This is a genomic window from Archangium primigenium (genome assembly GCF_016904885.1).
GTDB lineage: Bacteria > Myxococcota > Myxococcia > Myxococcales > Myxococcaceae > Cystobacter > Cystobacter primigenius.
Genome location: NZ_JADWYI010000001.1, coordinates 307,441 through 322,514 on the forward strand (window position 1 = coordinate 307,441; position 15,074 = coordinate 322,514).

Consider the following 15,074-nt stretch of genomic DNA (forward strand, 5'->3'; position numbering starts at 1 on the left):
GCCGCTCAGTTGGAGAGGATGCGCTGCAGCTCCTGCTTGTCCTTGGAGAAGGAGAAGGAGCTGTTGAGCTGGTAGCCGTTCTGCCGGTCCAGCACGCGCGGCCAGAGCAGCCGCACCGCGTTGAGCCGATCCGCGGAGAAGGAGAACAGGGGGAGGATCTGCTGCACCTGCGACACGAGGAAGGAGTGGCCGCCCATCGCCTGCTCCAGCACGCGCATCTTGTTGTCGGACATGGACTCGCGCGACACGGCGTCCGTGATGCGGCGCAGCGCGCCGTCCGCGATGGGCGTGTACATCGGGGGCGGGGGCGGGGCCGGCGTGGGCCGCGGCGGCGGCTGGGGCGGGTAGTACGAGCGCGCGTCGGGCGCGGACTGGACCACCCGCCGCAGGGCGCTCAGCTCCTGGTAGGCCGCGTTGAGCCGGTCCCGGCCTTCCCACCGGCGGCCGCGCTCCAGGGCCTCGGCCAGCAACGCCTCCATGCGGGCCATGCGCTGCTCCATCTCCTCGCGCTCGACCACCACGGGCGTGGCGCGCGAGCCGTTGCCATTGCCGTTGCCCCACCGGTCGTCATCGCGATCCGAGCCGCCCCCGCGATCCGAGCCGCCCCCGCGGTCCGAGCCGCCCCCGCGGAAGGACGCGGCGCCCGGAGGCGACGCTCCAGTGGGCTCACCCGAGGGCGGCGCCATGGACGGCGTGGTTTGAGCGGAGGCGGACAGGGCGGCGAGCAACACCAGGGCGGCGAGCAGCGATTTCATGGGCTCTTCTCTCGGGAAGGATGCGCCGGGCGCATCCACTCCTCCTGACGCGCCCACGGCGTGCGCATTCAAACATTCCCTTCCCACGGCAACCGCGCCCTCGGCTGGAGGCCGACCAGGCAGGCGAGCGAGCGCATCGAAAACGGGGTCTTTTCGGACTCCAGATGACGCTGGGAACAGAGGCGCGGCGAGCCCTGTTTTCCGGATGATCGTGCCCGTGCACCGGATGTCCTGAAAAAGGGGTCGGGAGATTTCCTGCCTCGACTTCAAGACGAGCGGGGTATAGGTCCGATCTGCGCTCGACAATGAGCGGACAGTTTGGCGATGGACGCCCTGCTGTACAGGAAAGCATCAAGTCAATGGCATCTGGTACCGTGAAGTGGTTCAACGACGCGAAGGGCTTCGGGTTCATCGCGCAGGACGGTGGCGAGGACGTGTTCTGCCACCATACCGCCATCAACATGGACGGCTTCCGCACCCTCCAGGAGGGTCAGCGGGTCACGTTCGACGTGACGAAGGGCCCCAAGGGCCTGCAGGCCCAGAACGTGCGCGCGGAGTAGCTGAACCCGCGACGCACATGCCTTACTTTTAGTGTAAGGGGCCCGGTCTCCTGTGAGGCCGGGCCTCTTTTTTCCTCTATCCGCGGAGCAACCATGCAGGGAAGGTCGACGAAGCGACAGAAGGAAATGGCTCGCCAGCAGAAGCAGCGGGACAAGGAGCAGAAGAAGGAGGAGCGCCAGCGTGACCGGGAGGCCCGCCCCACGCGTCAGCCCGGGGACGTGGACCCGGACATCGCCCACATCGTGCCCGGACCGCAGCCGCTGCCCGAGGGGTTCTGAGCCCCCTTCGTATGCGCGGTGAACATTCCGTCCGGGCTCATCCGGGACAGCACCCCAGCACGGGCCCGCTGTCCTGGATGAGGCACCCGACGGGATGAAGTGAAGCACGGCCGAACTGTCGCCCTCCGTCCTGGCGAGGCAAGCTGCACGCCGCCAGACGCGCGAGGCGCTGGAACAGCGGTCGATGCACCCTCCCCCACTCCGTGCGCGATCGTGCACCCCCTTGACGGCCACGGCTTCCGGCGTTAATTAACCCGCAGGTTAATCAACCCGCCGGTTAAGTACGCCATGAGCCCAGACCGTCTGAGCACCACCTTCGCCGCGCTGGCGGACCCCACGCGCCGGGCCATCCTCGCGCGGCTGGCCACGGGCGAGGCCACGGTGAACGAGCTCGCCGCGCCCTTCGACATGAGCCTGCCGGCCGTCTCCAAGCACCTCAAGGTGCTGGAGCACGCGGGGCTCATCTCGCGCGGCCGCTCCGCCCAGTGGCGCCCCTGCCGCCTGGAGGGCGAGTCCCTCAAGGAGGTGGCGCACTGGCTCGAGCACTACCGCCGCTTCTTCGACGAGAGCCTCGATCGGCTCGGCGACTACCTGCAGGAACTCGAGCAGCCCTCGAAAGGAACCAAGTGATGATCGACATGAAGCGCGACGTGGTGAGCACCACCGACCGGGAAATCCTCCTCACGCGCGTGTACGACGCCCCGCGCGAGCGCGTGTTCGAGCTGTGGACGAAGCCCGAGCATGTCGATCGCTGGTGGGGGCCCCGGGGCTACTCCACCCAGACCGAGTCCATGGACGCGCGCCCCGGCGGCACCTGGAAGTACCTCATGACGCACGCCCAGCACGGCACCTTCGACAACCTCATCACCTACCGCGAGGTCGTCCGCCCCGAGCGCCTCGTCTACGACCACGGCACCTTCACCGAGCACAAGCAGTTCCACGTCACCGTGACGTTCGAGGCCCAGGGCGACAAGACGCGCCTCACCATGCACCTCGTGTTTCCCAACCCCCAGGTGCTCGTCGAGGCGCGCAAGTACGGCGCCGATCAGGGCGGTCAGGAGACGCTCGCGCGCCTCGCCGAGCTGCTCGCCACCCTGTAGCGGCTCACCCCCGCGAGGCCTCGCGCCGCTGGAACTCCGCGCGCAGGGCCTCCAGGTACACCCGCGCCTCGGGCGAGCCCTCCGCGGGCGCGAACGGCGCGAAGGTGGTCTCGTTGGCCGGCGCGTACGGGCCCTGCTTGGCCTCGAAGAGCACCGTGTCCGGCTCGAGCGCCACCAGGCCATGGTAGGGCCCCGGCCCCAGGTCCACGCCGAAGCGCTCGCCGCCCGCCTCCAGCCGCAGGCAGTCGCGCACGCGCCCGTCGTCCTCGAAGGTGAAGAAGGCCACGGCCCCGCGCAGCACCACCCACGACTCGGCGAGCGGCGGCCGCACGTGCCGGTGGGGCCGCACGTAGCTGCCCGGCTGGATGACGTTGAACATGCGCTGCAGCGGCTCCGCCTCGCTCTTGTGCAGGGGCTGGATGACACGCTGGCGGTCACTGGCCCTCGCCGCCTCCGCCGCCGCGTCCACCTGGGCGCGGGAGAGCACGACGAGGGTTCCTTCGGGAGCATCCAGGGCACGGCGGTGGGGGGCGGTCATGGCCCCCCGAGTCTACTTGCGCGCGCGCGCCTCCAACATCGCCACCGCGGGCAGGGTCTTGCCCTCCACGAACTCCAGGAAGGCGCCGCCGCCCGTGGAGATGTAGGAGATCTTGTCCTCGATGCCGAACATGTCGATGGCGGCCAGCGTGTCTCCACCGCCCGCGATGGAGAACGCGTCGCTGTCCGCGATGGCCCGGGCGACGACTTCCGTGCCCTTGCGGAAGTTGGGGAACTCGAACACGCCCACCGGGCCGTTCCAGAGGATCGTCTTGGCGTCCTTGAGCAGCTGGGCCACGCGCTGGGCGGACGCATCCCCCATGTCCATCATCTCCTCGTTGTCCTGGATCTGGGACACGGGCTTCACCGTGGCGGCGGCCGTCTCGGAGAACTCCGTGCCCACGCGCGCGTCGGTGGGGACGGGAATCTTGTACTCATCCCGGAGCTTGCGGGCCGTCTCGACGAAGTCCTTCTCGTGCAGGCTCTTGCCCACCTTGTTGTCGATGGCGACGAAGGTGTTGGCGATGCCGCCGCCGACGATGACCGTGTCGGCGATCTTCACCAGCGAGTTGAGCACGTCCATCTTGGTGGACACCTTGGAGCCGCCCACCACGGCGACCATGGGGCGCGCGGGGTTCTTGAGCGCCTTGCCCAGCGCGTCCAGCTCCGCCACGAGCAGCGGGCCCGCGCAGGCCACGGGGGCGAACTTGCCCACGCCGTGCGTGGAGGCCTCGGCGCGGTGCGCGGTGCCGAACGCGTCCATCACGAAGACGTCACAGAGCGCGGCGTACTTCTGGGCGAGCGACTCGCTGTCCTTCTTCTCGCCCTTGTTGAAGCGCACGTTCTCCAGGACGACGAGCTCGCCGGGCGCCACCTCCACGCCCCCGAGGTAGTCCTTCACCAGGCGCACCCGGCTGCCGGGCAGCTTCTCCTGGAGGTAGTCCACCACGGGCTTGAGCGAGAACTCCTCGTTGTACTCGCCCTCGGTGGGGCGGCCCAGGTGCGAGGTGACCATGACCTTGGCGCCCTGCTTGAGCGCCGCCTCGAGGGTGGGCAGCGTGGCGCGGATGCGCGCGTCCGACGTCACGCGCCCGTCCTTCACCGGCACATTCAAGTCCGCGCGGATGAACACGCGCTTGCCCGACAGATCCAGGTCCGCCATCTTGATGACGCTCATTGGCACAGCCTCCCGTGGGTGCTTCGACGGGGCCGTGCCTAGCACATCTCCGGGCCCTGTCTGGACGCGCTCTCGCGCCGCGTGGAAGAGGACAGCCCGCTGATGTTCGCCTGGAGCACCAGGCTCGGCACGCTGGGCAGGCCCGAGAACGGCGCCACCACCAACCGCGTCACCTGGACGGCGCCCGCCTGCGTGCCCTCGAGCACGCGGCCCCTCGTCATGGTCCGCGTCACCCATGGGGCCACGCCCTGACGGCCTCGCACGACTTCGCCGTGAAGGGGTTGCCGGACTGCGCCCCGCCCTCGGGCTGGGTCGCCACGAGCGGCATGGTCCTGGCGCGGGAAGGACACACGGCGACCAATACCTGGAGCGCCACGGGTCGCACGACGGGCTCCCGCATGCAGCACCGGGCCGTCGCGCTGTCCGATGGCCAGGTGCTCGAGGTGGCCGGCACCCGCACCCCGGACGCGGTCTCCGCCGAGCGGTACGACCCGGGCACTGGCACCTGGCGCGCGGTGCCCATGAACCAGTCGCGCGGCCGGCCCGCCGTGGCGCGGCTCGCCGACGGGCGGGTGCTCGTCGTGGGCGGCACGGCCTCGGGCGCGTACCTGTCCTCGGCCGAGCTCTACACGCCCTGAGGCGCGGGGGCGCGCGCACGTCGAGGGCCACGTGTGACGCGCGTCACGCCCCCGCCGTGAGCGGGCGCACAGCCTCGAGCGCACGCTCCATCTATTCCTGTCTTCACCACGACGGAGCCAGACGGCAACGCCTTCCGGCTCCCGCGTGATTTCACCACCCAGACAGGACAAACATCATGGCCACCTTCACCAACGTCAAGCACACCCAGATCACCGTCGCCAACAACAGCACGAAGAGCATCAGCTACGACTTCACCCAGATCTCCAACCAGACCGCCGTCCGGTTCGACGAGCCCGCCAACCTGCAGGGCACGCTCCCCCCGAGGCAGTCCGTGACGTGCGGCCTGACCGTCCCCAATGGGAACACGTTGGAGATCGGCGACGTCAGCGTCGCGAGCGTGAATGGCATCGGCATCCCCACGCGGTTCTGGTCGTCGAGCGGGGGTGATCAGTACGTCAACCTGCTCGCGCAGAATGGCTTCGCCGTCACGGCGGACACCCAGGACAAGAGCGCGGCGAGCGGCAACAGCATCAACGTCACCGTGGACGGCCGTGGCGTGAGCGACCCGACGACGAACGACATCTTCATGCAGATCTCGGATCAGTAGGGAGCGGTGCTCGGACGCACCGCGCCCCCTGGATGACTCAGGCGCCGGGGCGGAACGCGAGGATGGCCTCGGCGGCGCGCAGGTAGCCGCCCGAGTCCAGCACCTCCTGCCGCAGACCCGCCACCTTCTCGCGGTAGCCGGGCTCGGCCGCCACGCGCGCCACCGCCTGGCGCAGCACCTCCACCGTGACGGCCTCCTTCTGCAGCGCCACGCCCAGGCCCAGCTCGTCCACCCGGACGGCGTTGAGCGGCTGCTCGGCCATCTGCGGGATGACCACCACCGGAACCCCGTAGGCGAAGGACTCCATCAGGCTGTTGGCCCCACCGTGGGTGACGAACACGCTCGTGCGCTCGAGCACCTCCAGTTGGGGCACCGACGGGCGCACCACGAAGTTCGCGGGCACCTCGCCCAGCTCCGCCACGTTCACCGCGTGCCCGGTGGCGAGCACCACGCGCCAGGACGTGCCGCCGAACGCCGCGAAGCACATCCGGTAGAAGTCCGGCCAGTTGTTGAAGACGGTGCCCAGCGAGATGTAGAGCACCGGCCCGCCCTCCAGGTGCGCGAGCGGGAAGTCCCCGGTGTCGCCGCGCGCGCGGATGGACGGCCCCACGAACACGTAGCGCTCGTCGAAGGTGTCGCCCCCGGCCTGGAAGCCGCGCGGCACGCACACCAGGTTGAGCGGCTCCGTGTGGCGCATCGCGGTCCACAGGTCCACCGGCGGCAGCCCATACTCCTGGGCGAGCGCGGCCAGCGCCTGTCCCGCCCGCGCGAACGCCTCGGGCGCCCGCGCGCTCGCGTTCTGGAGGAACGCCGCCGCGGCGGGCGAGTGCGGCCCCACCACCATGGTGGGCCGGAAGGAGATGGCGGGCACCCCCAGGATGCGCGCCAGGAAGAAGCCCCAGATGCACAACGGGTCGTACACGAGGTAGTCCGGGCGCAGCGCGCGCACCGCCTCCACCACCTGCTCCAGCACCGCCCGGCCCTCCACCGGCATGCGCGCGGGCAGAAAGCCCACCGTGCCCGCCTTCAGGTCCGCCTCCACCGTGCTCACGTAGGGCAACAGCCGCGCCCCGGCCCGCTCCACGGGGCCCCGGAACGACTCGGTGAGCAGGTAGATGATCTCCTCGCCCCGATCCACCAGCTCGCGCACCACGGGGAAGGTGGCGTTGGTGTGACCGTGGAAGGGGACGTTGCAGAAGACGCCTCGGGCCATGACCGCTCTCCGGATCGATTCAGGGAGCGCGCACTCTAATGGCGCGGCGCGGCGAGCGCTTGTCGCTCTGCTCGCCCTCCGTCCGGAGCGGGGCTCGTGCAAGAGGGAGAGGCCGGGGCCCCTCACCCCTTCCGCCTCCAGCGGCGGAGCAGGCGGGCACCTCGGCCGTACCAGTGGTCATCCGGGCCGATGCGCACCACATCTTACATGTGAGCCAGTGAGCGGAGCGTCCCCGGAGGGGGAACGTCGCGGGGCCTCCGCCCGGAGCCAGGATCGCTCGTGTCTTAGGGGAAAGGAGCCGGTGCGGCCATGAGCACGATTTTGCTAGTCGATGACGAGCCCGAGTTCCTCGACCTCTACACCGAGGTGCTGGAGCAGATGGACCACCGGGTGCTGCGGGCGCATGACGGCCACGAGGCCCTGGCGCTCGCCCACGCGCGCCGGCCCGACCTGGTGGTGACGGACTGGCAGATGCCGCGCATGAGCGGCGTGGAGCTGTGCCAGTGCCTCCTGCAGGAAGAGGAGTTCCAGGGCATCCCCATCATCATGCACAGCGCCGAGCGCGACCCGCACGCCCCCGGCGTCACCGCCTTCCTCTCCAAGGCCACCACGCTCTCGCGCTTCGAGGAGGTCGTCAGCCGCTGCATCGAGCGCGCTCCAAGCCGGGCCGCCTGCTCCACGGGCGGGCATCTCGCCCCGATCTGCCACCTCTCACCCCGTGTGTAGCTTCACTCCCACACCGCAGCACACACCACTTCACGCAGTGCCCCAAGGAGGGGACCACCATGCTCGCACCGACCTTCACCACCAGCGCCTACGTCCTGCACAACCTGGGTCTCGCCGCCGGATTCGGCGGTTCGCTCTTCGGACAGACGGCGCTCAACCCGTCCGTGAAGCTCATCTCCAACAAGCAGGAGCGGGCGAAGATCGTGAACGCCGCGTGGAACGGCTTCAACATCATCAGCATGTTGGGCATTGGCACCACGGCGCTCACCTGGTTCGCGGGCCGCTCGCGCATCGACGGCCGCGCCATCTCCTCGGACGCGCGCAAGCTCGTCATCGCCAAGGACGTGCTGCTGGGCGTCACGCTCCTCACGGGCCTGGTCAACACGGTGACCGGGGGCTTCCTGGCCAAGCGCTCCCTCAAGGACGGCGTGCCCATGGACTCGGGCTTCAAGGCCGCGCCCGAGGCGCCCCAGGACGTCCAGCGCGCCACCACGCTCGTCAACAGCCTGGGCGTGGTGAGCATCATCGCCATGGCGGGCCTGATCGGCGTGTCCACGTGGCTCGACAACACCGCCTCGAAGAGCTTCAAGTGGAACGCGCTCGCCCGCTTCCTGCCGTGAAGCCCTGACGCCGCGCGGCGGTGACCCCGGCCTCTCCTCGCTTCCAGGGCGGGGGGAGGCCTTCTGGTTTTCCGGCTTCTTTCGTCCCGGATGCGACGACAGCGCATCTCCCCATCGGCGCCAGGAGTGCACACCCTTGCAGCGCGATCACCTGGGAGGGGCGGCATGGGCGGAATGGGTCGGAGTTGGAAGTGGGTGGGAGCCTGGGCGCTGCTCGTGGCCGGATGTGGGCCCGAGAGCGGCGATCTGGAACCCGCTCCGGGAGAGGCTCCGAGCGAGCTGCCCGCGCCCACGTCGCCCTCGGACGGGCAGCCGCAGCCCTTGCCCGAGGACACGATTATCGTGGGGCCCGTGCGCCCGGACGAGTCCAATACCCCACCCAAGCCGCTCGCGCCGCTCTTCCAGCCGGGCTTCCACCAGGCCCTGCGCTGGTCGCAGAGCACGAGCGCCACGACCTACCGCCTGCGGGTGCCCATGGGCCGCGCGGGCAGCCGCATCCGGCTGGCCTTCCGCTCGGGGGACGGCACCATGGTGCTCACCAAGGTGACGGTGGCCAAGGCGGGGCCCAATGGCTCGCTGGCCACGGCGCCGGTGGCGGTGACGTTCGGCGGCGCGGCGGGCTTCACGGCGGGCGCGCGCAAGCGCGTGGAGTCCGACCCCGTGCCCTTCATCGTGGGCTTTCGCGACGAGCTCGCCGTGTCCTTCGAGGTGCAGGGCGCGCTGGCGGTGAGCGCCATCGAGACGCTGCCCGGCAGCTACTCGCGCCAGGGCGCGTACGCGAGCACCCCGGGCGCGATGGGCGGCACGGCGTGGGCCAAGGGCATCGGCCTGGCCACCATCGACGTGGAGGGCCCGCCGGCGCGCGCCTTCGTGGCCATCGGCGACAGCATCACCGAGGGCTACATCACCGACCACGACGACACGCGCAAGGCCTGGCCCTCGGTGGCCGAGGCGCAGCTGGGCGTGCCCATCGTCAACGCGGGCGTCTCCGGCCAGGGCTTCTACGACGAGCTGCAGAACCTGGATCAAGAGGTGCTCTCGCTCAAGGGCATCACCGACTGCGTCATCCTCCTGGGCACCAATGACCTGTCCTCGCTGGACATCACCGGGCTCAAGACGCGCATGAGCACGCTGGTGTCGCGGCTGTCGCCCCTGTGCCGGCCGTGGGTGAGCACGCTCTTGCCCAAGGAGAAGACGAACCACGGCGACTACACGGCGGTGAAGCGCGATCGGCTGGCGTTCAACGACTGGGTGCGCACCACCTTCCCGAACCTCATCGACCTGGAGGCGGTGACGCGCCAGCCGGGCAACGTGCACCTGTTCATCGACGGGCTGGAGGTGGACGGCATCCACCCGAGCGCGCGCGGCCACCAGGTGATGGCGGCCGAGGTCGTCCGGGTGCTGAGCGCCGCGGGCGTGAAGGCCGAGGCGGGCGTGCAGCCCCTGCCCGCTCCTGAACTGGTGCCCGGCGAGGACGGCTACCCCGGGCGCTGAGCGCGGGTAGGCTCGGGGCATGTCAGACGCCCCTTCTTCAAACGCCCCTTATGACGCGGTGGTGGTGGGCGCGGGCTTCGGGGGCCTCGGGGCCGCGCTGGAGCTCGCGCGGCGCGGGGCCCGGGTGGTGCTCTGCGAGACGCTCAACTACCCGGGCGGCTGCGCCAGCACCTTCCACCGCGACGGCTACGCCTTCGAGGCCGGGGCCACGCTCTTCTCCGGTCTCGCCGAGTCGCAGCTCTTCGGCCAGTGGGTGCGCGCCTTCGGCCTGGACGTCACCGTGGACTGGGTGGATCCGCTCGTGGAGCTGCGCACGCCCGCGCTGCGGCTCGCCGTGTACCGCGACCGCGCGCGCTTCCTCGGCCAGCTCCAGGCCCTGCCCGGCGCGCCCGTCCAGGCGCTCGGGGACTTCTTCGCCCTGCAGCGCCAGGTGGCCGACGCGCTCTGGCCCCTCTTCGATGATCCCACGCTCCTGCCGCCGCTCGACCTGCGCGCGCTCTTGCGCCACACGTCTCGGGCCTGGGGCTACCTGCCCCTGGCGCGCTGGATGGGCCGGCCGCTCGGCGCGGTGCTCGAGCACCTGGGACTGCGCGGCTTCGCGCCCCTGCGCACGTACCTGGACGCGCTCTGTCAGATCACCGTGCAGTGCACCGCCGCCGAGGCCGAGGCCCCGTTCGCGCTCGCGGCCATGGACTACTACTGGCGGGGCACGGGGCATGTGCGCGGCGGCATCGGCCAGCTCGCCCAGGGGCTCACGCGCGCCCTCACCGCCGCCGGGGGCGAGGTGCGGCTGGCCAACCGGGTCAAGGCGCTCGTGCCCGAGCCCGGGGGTGGCTGGCGGGTGGACACGCGCCAGGGGCCGCTGCGCACGCGCCACGTGGTGGCCAACGTGCTGCCCCAGGGTCTCGCGCGGCTGCTCGGCCCCGCGGCCCCGCGGCTGCCCGCACGGGTGAACGCGCTCGCGCGCCGGGTGGACGGGGGCTGGGGCGCGGTGATGCGCTACCTCGTGGTGGGCGCGCCGGCGGGGGCCTCGCCGCACGCGCACCACCTGGAGCTCATCCAGGATCCGGACGCGCCCTTCCTCGAGGGCAACCACCTCTTCGTGTCCCTGAGCGGCGAGGCCGACCCGGGCCGCGCGCCGCCGGGCCAGCGCACGGTGACGGTGTCCACGCACGTGCCGCTCGCCGCGCTCGCGGGCCAGCCGCCCGAGGAGCGGGCCCGGCGGGTGGAAGCCATCCAGCGGCGGATGCGCGAGGGGCTCGGGCGCCTGGCGCCCGAGTGGATGGGGGACGTGCGGCACGAGCTGCCGGGCTCGCCGCGCACCTTCGAGCGCTTCACCGGACGGGACGGCGGCGCGGTGGGCGGCGTGCCCCGGCGCGCGGGCCTGCACCACTACACGGGCATGAGCCCCCGGCCGGTGCTGGAGGGGCTGTGGCTCGTGGGGGACTCGGTGTTCCCGGGCCAGAGCACGCTGGCCACGGCGCTGGGCGGGGTGCGCACCGCCGCGCGCATCACCCGGGGGCGGGCTGCTCCCGAGGAAGCTCCACGGTGAAGGTGGCGCCCTCGTTCGGCCGGCCCTCGGCGGAGATGCTCCCGCCCAGGCCCTGGACGATGTAGCGGGTGAAGTACAGCCCGAGCCCCAGGCCCCCGTAGTGCCGCTCGGAGCTGGCGCGCTCGAACTTGTCGAAGATGCGCTGGCTGAGCGCGGGGTCGAAGCCGATGCCCCGGTCGCGCACGACGAGCCAGACCCGCTCCGCCTCGCCCACGAGCGAGAGCGCCACGGGCTTGCCCGCGCCGTACTTGAGGGCGTTGGACAACAGCCGCTCGATGACCTGCTCCAGGCGCAAGCGGTCCCACGGCCCCACCACCACGTCCGGCGCCTCCACGGACAGCACGCAGCCACAGCGCTCGGCCTCGGGCAGGAAGCGCTGCACCACCTCGCGCAAGAGCGCCGCCAGGTCCACCCGCTCGCGCTTCATCGGGATGCGCCCGGTGCCCAGCGACGTCACCTCCAGCATGTCGTTGACGAGGTTGCTCAGCCGCGCCACCTGGCGCCGCATCAGGTCCAGGTCCTTGCGCGACAGGAGCGTGCCGTCCGCCTCCGAGGGCGCCATGCGACGCGCGAGCGCCTCCAGCTTGAGCGTGAGCGGCGTGAGCGGCGTCTTGAGCTCGTGGCTGGCGATGGACAGGAAGCCGTCGCGCAGGCGCACCGCCTCGGACAGCTCGCGCAGCAGCCGCTCGCGCTCGAGCTCCGCCCGCCGGCGCTTGGACACGTCGCGCACCACCTTCACGTAGCCGCGCAGCATGCCGTCCTCGCCCCGCAGCGCCTGGAGCACGACGTCCGCCTCGAAGAGCGTGCCGTCCTTGCGCAGCCGCGGGCCCTCGCCCTTGTAGACGCCCAGGCGGGCCGCGTCGCGCAGCTCCCGGCCGGGCAAGTCCTTCTCCCGATCCTCCGGGGTGAAGACCATGGCGAAGGGCTTGCCGACGAACTCCTCGGCCGTGTAGCCCTTCACGCGCTCCACGCCGGGGTTCCAGCTCTCGATGATGCCCTCGGGCGACATGAGGAAGATGGCGTGCTCGTGGATGCCCTCGATGATGGCGCGCAACTGCTCCTCGTTGTGGCCCAGCTCGCGCGTGAGCTGCTCCAGCCGCTGGCGCGCGAGCACCTGCTCCGTCACGTCGAACGCGAACGAGCCCACGCCCCGCACCTGGCCGTCCGCCGAGCGCAGGGGCTGGTAGGTGAACGTGTAGTAGCGCTCCACCGGGGACGCCCCCGCCTCGGCCGCGATGCGCACCGGCACCGTCTCGCCGTGGAAGGGCTCGCCCGTGCGGTACACCTCGTCCAGCAGCTCGTAGAGGCCCTGCCCCTCCAGCTCCGGCTGGGCGTCGCGCACCGTGCGGCCCACGAAGGCGCGGTCGCCGAGCACCTGGAGGAAGCGCGTGTTGACGAAATCGAAGGTGTGCTCGGGGCCCCGGAAGATGTTGATGATGGCGGGCGACTGCATCAGGAAGGCATGCAGCCGGTCGCGCTGCCGCTCCACCTCCACGAACGAGTGGCGCGCCACCCGGTCCAGCGCGGCCGGCGGCGTGGACGAGCGCACGTGCGCGTCCAGCATGCCCTGGACCCGGACGCGCAAGGTGTCCGCGTCGTAGGGCTTGAGCACGTAGTCCGCCCGGCCCCGGCTGTAGGCGCGCAGCACGTGGGCCTCGTCCCGCGCCAGCTCGGTGAGCAGCACCAGGGGCACGTGCTCATGGGCCTGGGAGTCGAGCAGCCGCGCCACGTCGAAGCCATCCAGGCCCCCCATCTGCACGTCCAGGAGCACACAGGCCACGTCGTGCGCGAGCAGCAGGGCGAGCGCGTCTTCTCCGGAGCGGGCGCGCAGGAAGGGGTGCGCGAGGGGGGCGAGCACCTGCTCCAGGCGTTCGAGTTCCGCGTCGGAGTCATCCACCAGCAGAATGCTCGCGCGTGATGCGTCGACCACAGAAACCACTCCTTCCCGTCAATCGCCCGTGAACCGGACTCCCGCCGCCTGGGCCTCGGCCACGAGTCCATCCACTTTCTGGACGTACGCGTCCATGTCCGCCTTGCGCTCCAGTCCACCCGAGGACATGTAGCGGACGGTCCCGAAGATCTCCCGCCGACCCCAGGGCCGGTCGTGCAGGCCGAACACCCAGCCCACGTTGGCGAACGAGTTCGCGTCGCGCCCGTCCAGGAAGTACGTGTTGTTGAGGGTCAACGCCGTGCGGTAGGCATGCTCGGGGGTGCTGCTCCACTCGAGGATCTTCTTGCCCCAGTACATGCGCATGGCGTTGTGCATGTAGCCCGTGTAGCGCATCTCCCGCATGGAGGCGTTCCAGTACGGGTCATGCGTGCGCGCCGCCTCCAATTGGGCCTGGGAGTACTGGTGGTGCCGCTCGTCGCCGCGGTGCTGGTGGAGCGTGTCGCGGGCCCAGCGTGGCAGACAGTCGTAGGTGTCGTAGTTCGGCGTGTACTCGCAGAAGTTCTGCGCCAGCTCGCGCCGCACGATGAGCTCCTCGATGAAGCTGTCGCGCTCGAGGTCCGCCGCCTTGGCCTCGCGCGCGGCGAGCGCCACGCGCACCGGGCTCACCTGGCCGAAGTGCAGGTACTTGCTCATGTGCGAGACGTGCTCCGTCTCGGGATGGGGGCGGCTCTCCTTGTAGCCAGGCAGGTACTGGGCGAGGAAGGCCTTGAGGATGCGATTGGCCTGGGTGGTGCCGCCCTGGAAGCGGTGGTGCACGGGCGGCGCGTGGCGCTCCAGCTTCATCCGGCCGAGCAGCCCGTCGAGGTCGTCGAGCGAGATGCCCTTCACGCCGAGCCGCGAGGAGTCCACCTTGAGCGGCGTGGCGGACAGGGGCACGAGGTATTGGTTCCACAAGCGGTGGATCTTCGGGCGCAGGGTGCGCGCGGCGTACTCGGCCTTGCCCGAGGCGGTGTCCACGGGCACCACCACGTCGCCCTCCACCTGGATGACGGGACAGCGGGCCTCGTCCACGAGGCTCTGGCGCCACTGCTTCTGGTGGCGCAGGTAGCCCCGGTCACACACCACGAGCGCCGCCTTGCGGGCGAGCTTGATCGCCACGGCCTCCGGGCTGCCGCGCTGGACGACGAAGGGAATCTTGCGGCGCGCGAGGGCCTGGGCGGTGTCCTGGAGGCCCTCCAGGAGGAAGCGGTAGTGGCGCACGTTGGCGCCCGGGTAGTCGTCCATGAGGCCGAAGCCCACGAGCAGGGGGAGCTTCGCCGCGTTGGCGCGCTGCACCGCGTATTCCAGGGCCGGGTTGTGCTCGGCCCGAGCGCTCTGCTGCATCCAGTAGAAGACGTAGTCGCCGCCCTTGGCCTCGCGCTCGCCGAGCGTGCGGATGCGGCTGTCCTCGATGCGACTGTTCGCCATGGGCGGGTGGATAGCATGGCCCCCGAGCGCCCTTGCCTGCCCCCAAGGGCTCCCGCGCCCCCGCCGTCCCCTCGCCAACAGACGGAGGCGGGAGTTGGGACTGATCCGCTTTTGTGGCTCTCCCGCACTTGAGGTGCTTCGGAGAGGCAAGCAGGCACGGCGCGCTCGGGCAACTGGCCAGACGCACACGGGCTGCACACAAACCGCGGGAGAGCCACAAGTCCCAACAATGAAGCAGGCCCGGGGCGCGTACACCCTGGCGCGGTGGGACACGGACGGGCGCAGCCTCGTTCTCGACAACGTGACATTCCCGTATGTCCCCCTGGAGACGGTGAGGTTCGCGTAGCGCCGACAGGAGGGGGCCTGCCGAGCCCTCAGCCAACCCAATGGGTCTTTTTATCCGTGGACAACCTGGTGGCTTGACGGGCGCACCCGCGTTTCCGTGTAGTTCCAGAGC

Annotated in this window: 17 protein-coding genes; 10 read left to right on the forward strand and 7 right to left on the reverse strand. The window is 70.7% G+C overall.

The features are described 5' to 3' along the window. Nucleotides 1-5: 5 nt before the first annotated feature. Nucleotides 6-755: a proline and serine-rich protein 1 family protein gene (locus tag I3V78_RS01305; protein WP_204484501.1), complete on the reverse strand. Its 750-nt coding sequence runs from the start codon at nucleotides 753-755 to the stop codon at nucleotides 6-8. Between the two features lie 359 nt (nucleotides 756-1,114). Here I3V78_RS01305 and I3V78_RS01310 point away from each other — a divergent pair, with 359 nt between their 5' ends. From I3V78_RS01310 to I3V78_RS01325, 4 genes are all read left to right on the forward strand, one after another. Beyond that, the gene (locus tag I3V78_RS01310) at nucleotides 1,115-1,315 is read left to right on the forward strand and encodes a cold-shock protein (protein ID WP_204484502.1); all 201 of its coding nucleotides are present in this window, start codon (nucleotides 1,115-1,117) and stop codon (nucleotides 1,313-1,315) included. Nucleotides 1,316-1,408: 93 nt separating this feature from the next. Further along, nucleotides 1,409-1,594: a hypothetical protein gene (locus I3V78_RS01315; protein ID WP_204484503.1), complete on the forward strand. Its 186-nt coding sequence runs from the start codon at nucleotides 1,409-1,411 to the stop codon at nucleotides 1,592-1,594. A gap of 288 nt (nucleotides 1,595-1,882) precedes the next feature. Beyond that, entirely contained in the window at nucleotides 1,883-2,224 is a 342-nt protein-coding gene (locus I3V78_RS01320; protein ID WP_204484504.1) for an ArsR/SmtB family transcription factor, read from the forward strand. Next, entirely contained in the window at nucleotides 2,224-2,694 is a 471-nt protein-coding gene (locus I3V78_RS01325) for an SRPBCC family protein (protein WP_239576246.1), read from the forward strand. Before I3V78_RS01320 ends, I3V78_RS01325 begins: the two co-directional genes overlap by 1 nt. Before the next feature lie 4 nt (nucleotides 2,695-2,698). Here the strand turns inward: I3V78_RS01325 and I3V78_RS01330 are convergent, their stop codons facing one another. From I3V78_RS01330 to I3V78_RS01340, 3 genes are read right to left on the reverse strand one after another with little or no spacing between them, the layout of a single operon-like run. Continuing rightward, nucleotides 2,699-3,232 (reverse strand): WbuC family cupin fold metalloprotein, encoded by a 534-nt coding sequence (locus I3V78_RS01330; RefSeq protein ID WP_204484505.1) that lies wholly within the window; start codon nucleotides 3,230-3,232, stop codon nucleotides 2,699-2,701. Between the two features lie 12 nt (nucleotides 3,233-3,244). Beyond that, nucleotides 3,245-4,408: a phosphoglycerate kinase gene (locus I3V78_RS01335; RefSeq protein ID WP_204484506.1), complete on the reverse strand. Its 1,164-nt coding sequence runs from the start codon at nucleotides 4,406-4,408 to the stop codon at nucleotides 3,245-3,247. Nucleotides 4,409-4,446: 38 nt separating this feature from the next. Further along, nucleotides 4,447-4,629, reverse strand: a complete 183-nt coding sequence (locus tag I3V78_RS01340) for a hypothetical protein (protein ID WP_204484507.1) — start codon at nucleotides 4,627-4,629, stop codon at nucleotides 4,447-4,449. A gap of 51 nt (nucleotides 4,630-4,680) precedes the next feature. Between I3V78_RS01340 and I3V78_RS01345 the strand changes: the two genes are divergently transcribed. Further along, nucleotides 4,681-5,046 (forward strand): Kelch repeat-containing protein, encoded by a 366-nt coding sequence (locus I3V78_RS01345; RefSeq protein WP_204484508.1) that lies wholly within the window; start codon nucleotides 4,681-4,683, stop codon nucleotides 5,044-5,046. A gap of 176 nt (nucleotides 5,047-5,222) precedes the next feature. Continuing rightward, nucleotides 5,223-5,654, forward strand: coding sequence for a hypothetical protein (locus tag I3V78_RS01350; protein WP_204484509.1), 432 nt, complete (start codon nucleotides 5,223-5,225; stop codon nucleotides 5,652-5,654). A 37-nt stretch (nucleotides 5,655-5,691) separates the two neighbouring features. On the opposite strand, the gene I3V78_RS01355 is transcribed toward I3V78_RS01350, so the two are convergent. Then, nucleotides 5,692-6,867, reverse strand: a complete 1,176-nt coding sequence (locus I3V78_RS01355) for a macrolide family glycosyltransferase (RefSeq protein WP_204484510.1) — start codon at nucleotides 6,865-6,867, stop codon at nucleotides 5,692-5,694. 309 nt (nucleotides 6,868-7,176) lie between these two features. On the opposite strand from I3V78_RS01355, the gene I3V78_RS01360 reads away from it, so the two are divergent. The 4 genes from I3V78_RS01360 to I3V78_RS01375 all read left to right on the forward strand — a co-directional run bounded on the left by I3V78_RS01360 (nucleotide 7,177) and on the right by I3V78_RS01375 (nucleotide 11,259). Then, nucleotides 7,177-7,593, forward strand: a complete 417-nt coding sequence (locus I3V78_RS01360) for a response regulator (protein WP_204484511.1) — start codon at nucleotides 7,177-7,179, stop codon at nucleotides 7,591-7,593. Nucleotides 7,594-7,652: 59 nt separating this feature from the next. Further along, complete coding sequence (locus I3V78_RS01365; RefSeq protein ID WP_204484512.1) at nucleotides 7,653-8,213, forward strand: hypothetical protein; 561 nt, start codon at nucleotides 7,653-7,655, stop codon at nucleotides 8,211-8,213. A gap of 165 nt (nucleotides 8,214-8,378) precedes the next feature. After that, entirely contained in the window at nucleotides 8,379-9,707 is a 1,329-nt protein-coding gene (locus tag I3V78_RS01370) for an SGNH/GDSL hydrolase family protein (RefSeq protein ID WP_204484513.1), read from the forward strand. A gap of 19 nt (nucleotides 9,708-9,726) precedes the next feature. Then, entirely contained in the window at nucleotides 9,727-11,259 is a 1,533-nt protein-coding gene (locus tag I3V78_RS01375) for a phytoene desaturase family protein (RefSeq protein ID WP_204484514.1), read from the forward strand. On the opposite strand, the gene I3V78_RS01380 is transcribed toward I3V78_RS01375, so the two are convergent. Next, nucleotides 11,219-13,189, reverse strand: coding sequence for a PAS domain S-box protein (locus I3V78_RS01380; RefSeq protein WP_204484515.1), 1,971 nt, complete (start codon nucleotides 13,187-13,189; stop codon nucleotides 11,219-11,221). The genes I3V78_RS01375 and I3V78_RS01380 overlap by 41 nt on opposite strands. A gap of 18 nt (nucleotides 13,190-13,207) precedes the next feature. Beyond that, nucleotides 13,208-14,617 (reverse strand): deoxyribodipyrimidine photo-lyase, encoded by a 1,410-nt coding sequence (locus tag I3V78_RS01385; RefSeq protein WP_204484516.1) that lies wholly within the window; start codon nucleotides 14,615-14,617, stop codon nucleotides 13,208-13,210. Nucleotides 14,618-15,074: the final 457 nt, after the last annotated feature.

What these genes read in the sequence shown, in the direction of transcription:
- I3V78_RS01365 (WP_204484512.1), top strand. Translation starts at nt 7,653, where the DNA reads ATGCTCGCACCGACCTTCACCACCAGCGCCTACGTCCTGCACAACCTG.
- I3V78_RS01370 (WP_204484513.1), top strand. Translation starts at nt 8,379, where the DNA reads ATGGGCGGAATGGGTCGGAGTTGGAAGTGGGTGGGAGCCTGGGCGCTG.
- I3V78_RS01305 (WP_204484501.1), bottom strand. Translation starts at nt 755, where the DNA reads ATGAAATCGCTGCTCGCCGCCCTGGTGTTGCTCGCCGCCCTGTCCGCC.
- I3V78_RS01310 (WP_204484502.1), top strand. Translation starts at nt 1,115, where the DNA reads ATGGCATCTGGTACCGTGAAGTGGTTCAACGACGCGAAGGGCTTCGGG.
- I3V78_RS01385 (WP_204484516.1), bottom strand. Translation starts at nt 14,617, where the DNA reads ATGGCGAACAGTCGCATCGAGGACAGCCGCATCCGCACGCTCGGCGAG.
- I3V78_RS01340 (WP_204484507.1), bottom strand. Translation starts at nt 4,629, where the DNA reads ATGACGAGGGGCCGCGTGCTCGAGGGCACGCAGGCGGGCGCCGTCCAG.
- I3V78_RS01375 (WP_204484514.1), top strand. Translation starts at nt 9,727, where the DNA reads ATGTCAGACGCCCCTTCTTCAAACGCCCCTTATGACGCGGTGGTGGTG.
- I3V78_RS01320 (WP_204484504.1), top strand. Translation starts at nt 1,883, where the DNA reads ATGAGCCCAGACCGTCTGAGCACCACCTTCGCCGCGCTGGCGGACCCC.
- I3V78_RS01330 (WP_204484505.1), bottom strand. Translation starts at nt 3,232, where the DNA reads ATGACCGCCCCCCACCGCCGTGCCCTGGATGCTCCCGAAGGAACCCTC.
- I3V78_RS01355 (WP_204484510.1), bottom strand. Translation starts at nt 6,867, where the DNA reads ATGGCCCGAGGCGTCTTCTGCAACGTCCCCTTCCACGGTCACACCAAC.
- I3V78_RS01360 (WP_204484511.1), top strand. Translation starts at nt 7,177, where the DNA reads ATGAGCACGATTTTGCTAGTCGATGACGAGCCCGAGTTCCTCGACCTC.
- I3V78_RS01350 (WP_204484509.1), top strand. Translation starts at nt 5,223, where the DNA reads ATGGCCACCTTCACCAACGTCAAGCACACCCAGATCACCGTCGCCAAC.
- I3V78_RS01335 (WP_204484506.1), bottom strand. Translation starts at nt 4,408, where the DNA reads ATGAGCGTCATCAAGATGGCGGACCTGGATCTGTCGGGCAAGCGCGTG.
- I3V78_RS01315 (WP_204484503.1), top strand. Translation starts at nt 1,409, where the DNA reads ATGCAGGGAAGGTCGACGAAGCGACAGAAGGAAATGGCTCGCCAGCAG.
- I3V78_RS01325 (WP_239576246.1), top strand. Translation starts at nt 2,224, where the DNA reads ATGATCGACATGAAGCGCGACGTGGTGAGCACCACCGACCGGGAAATC.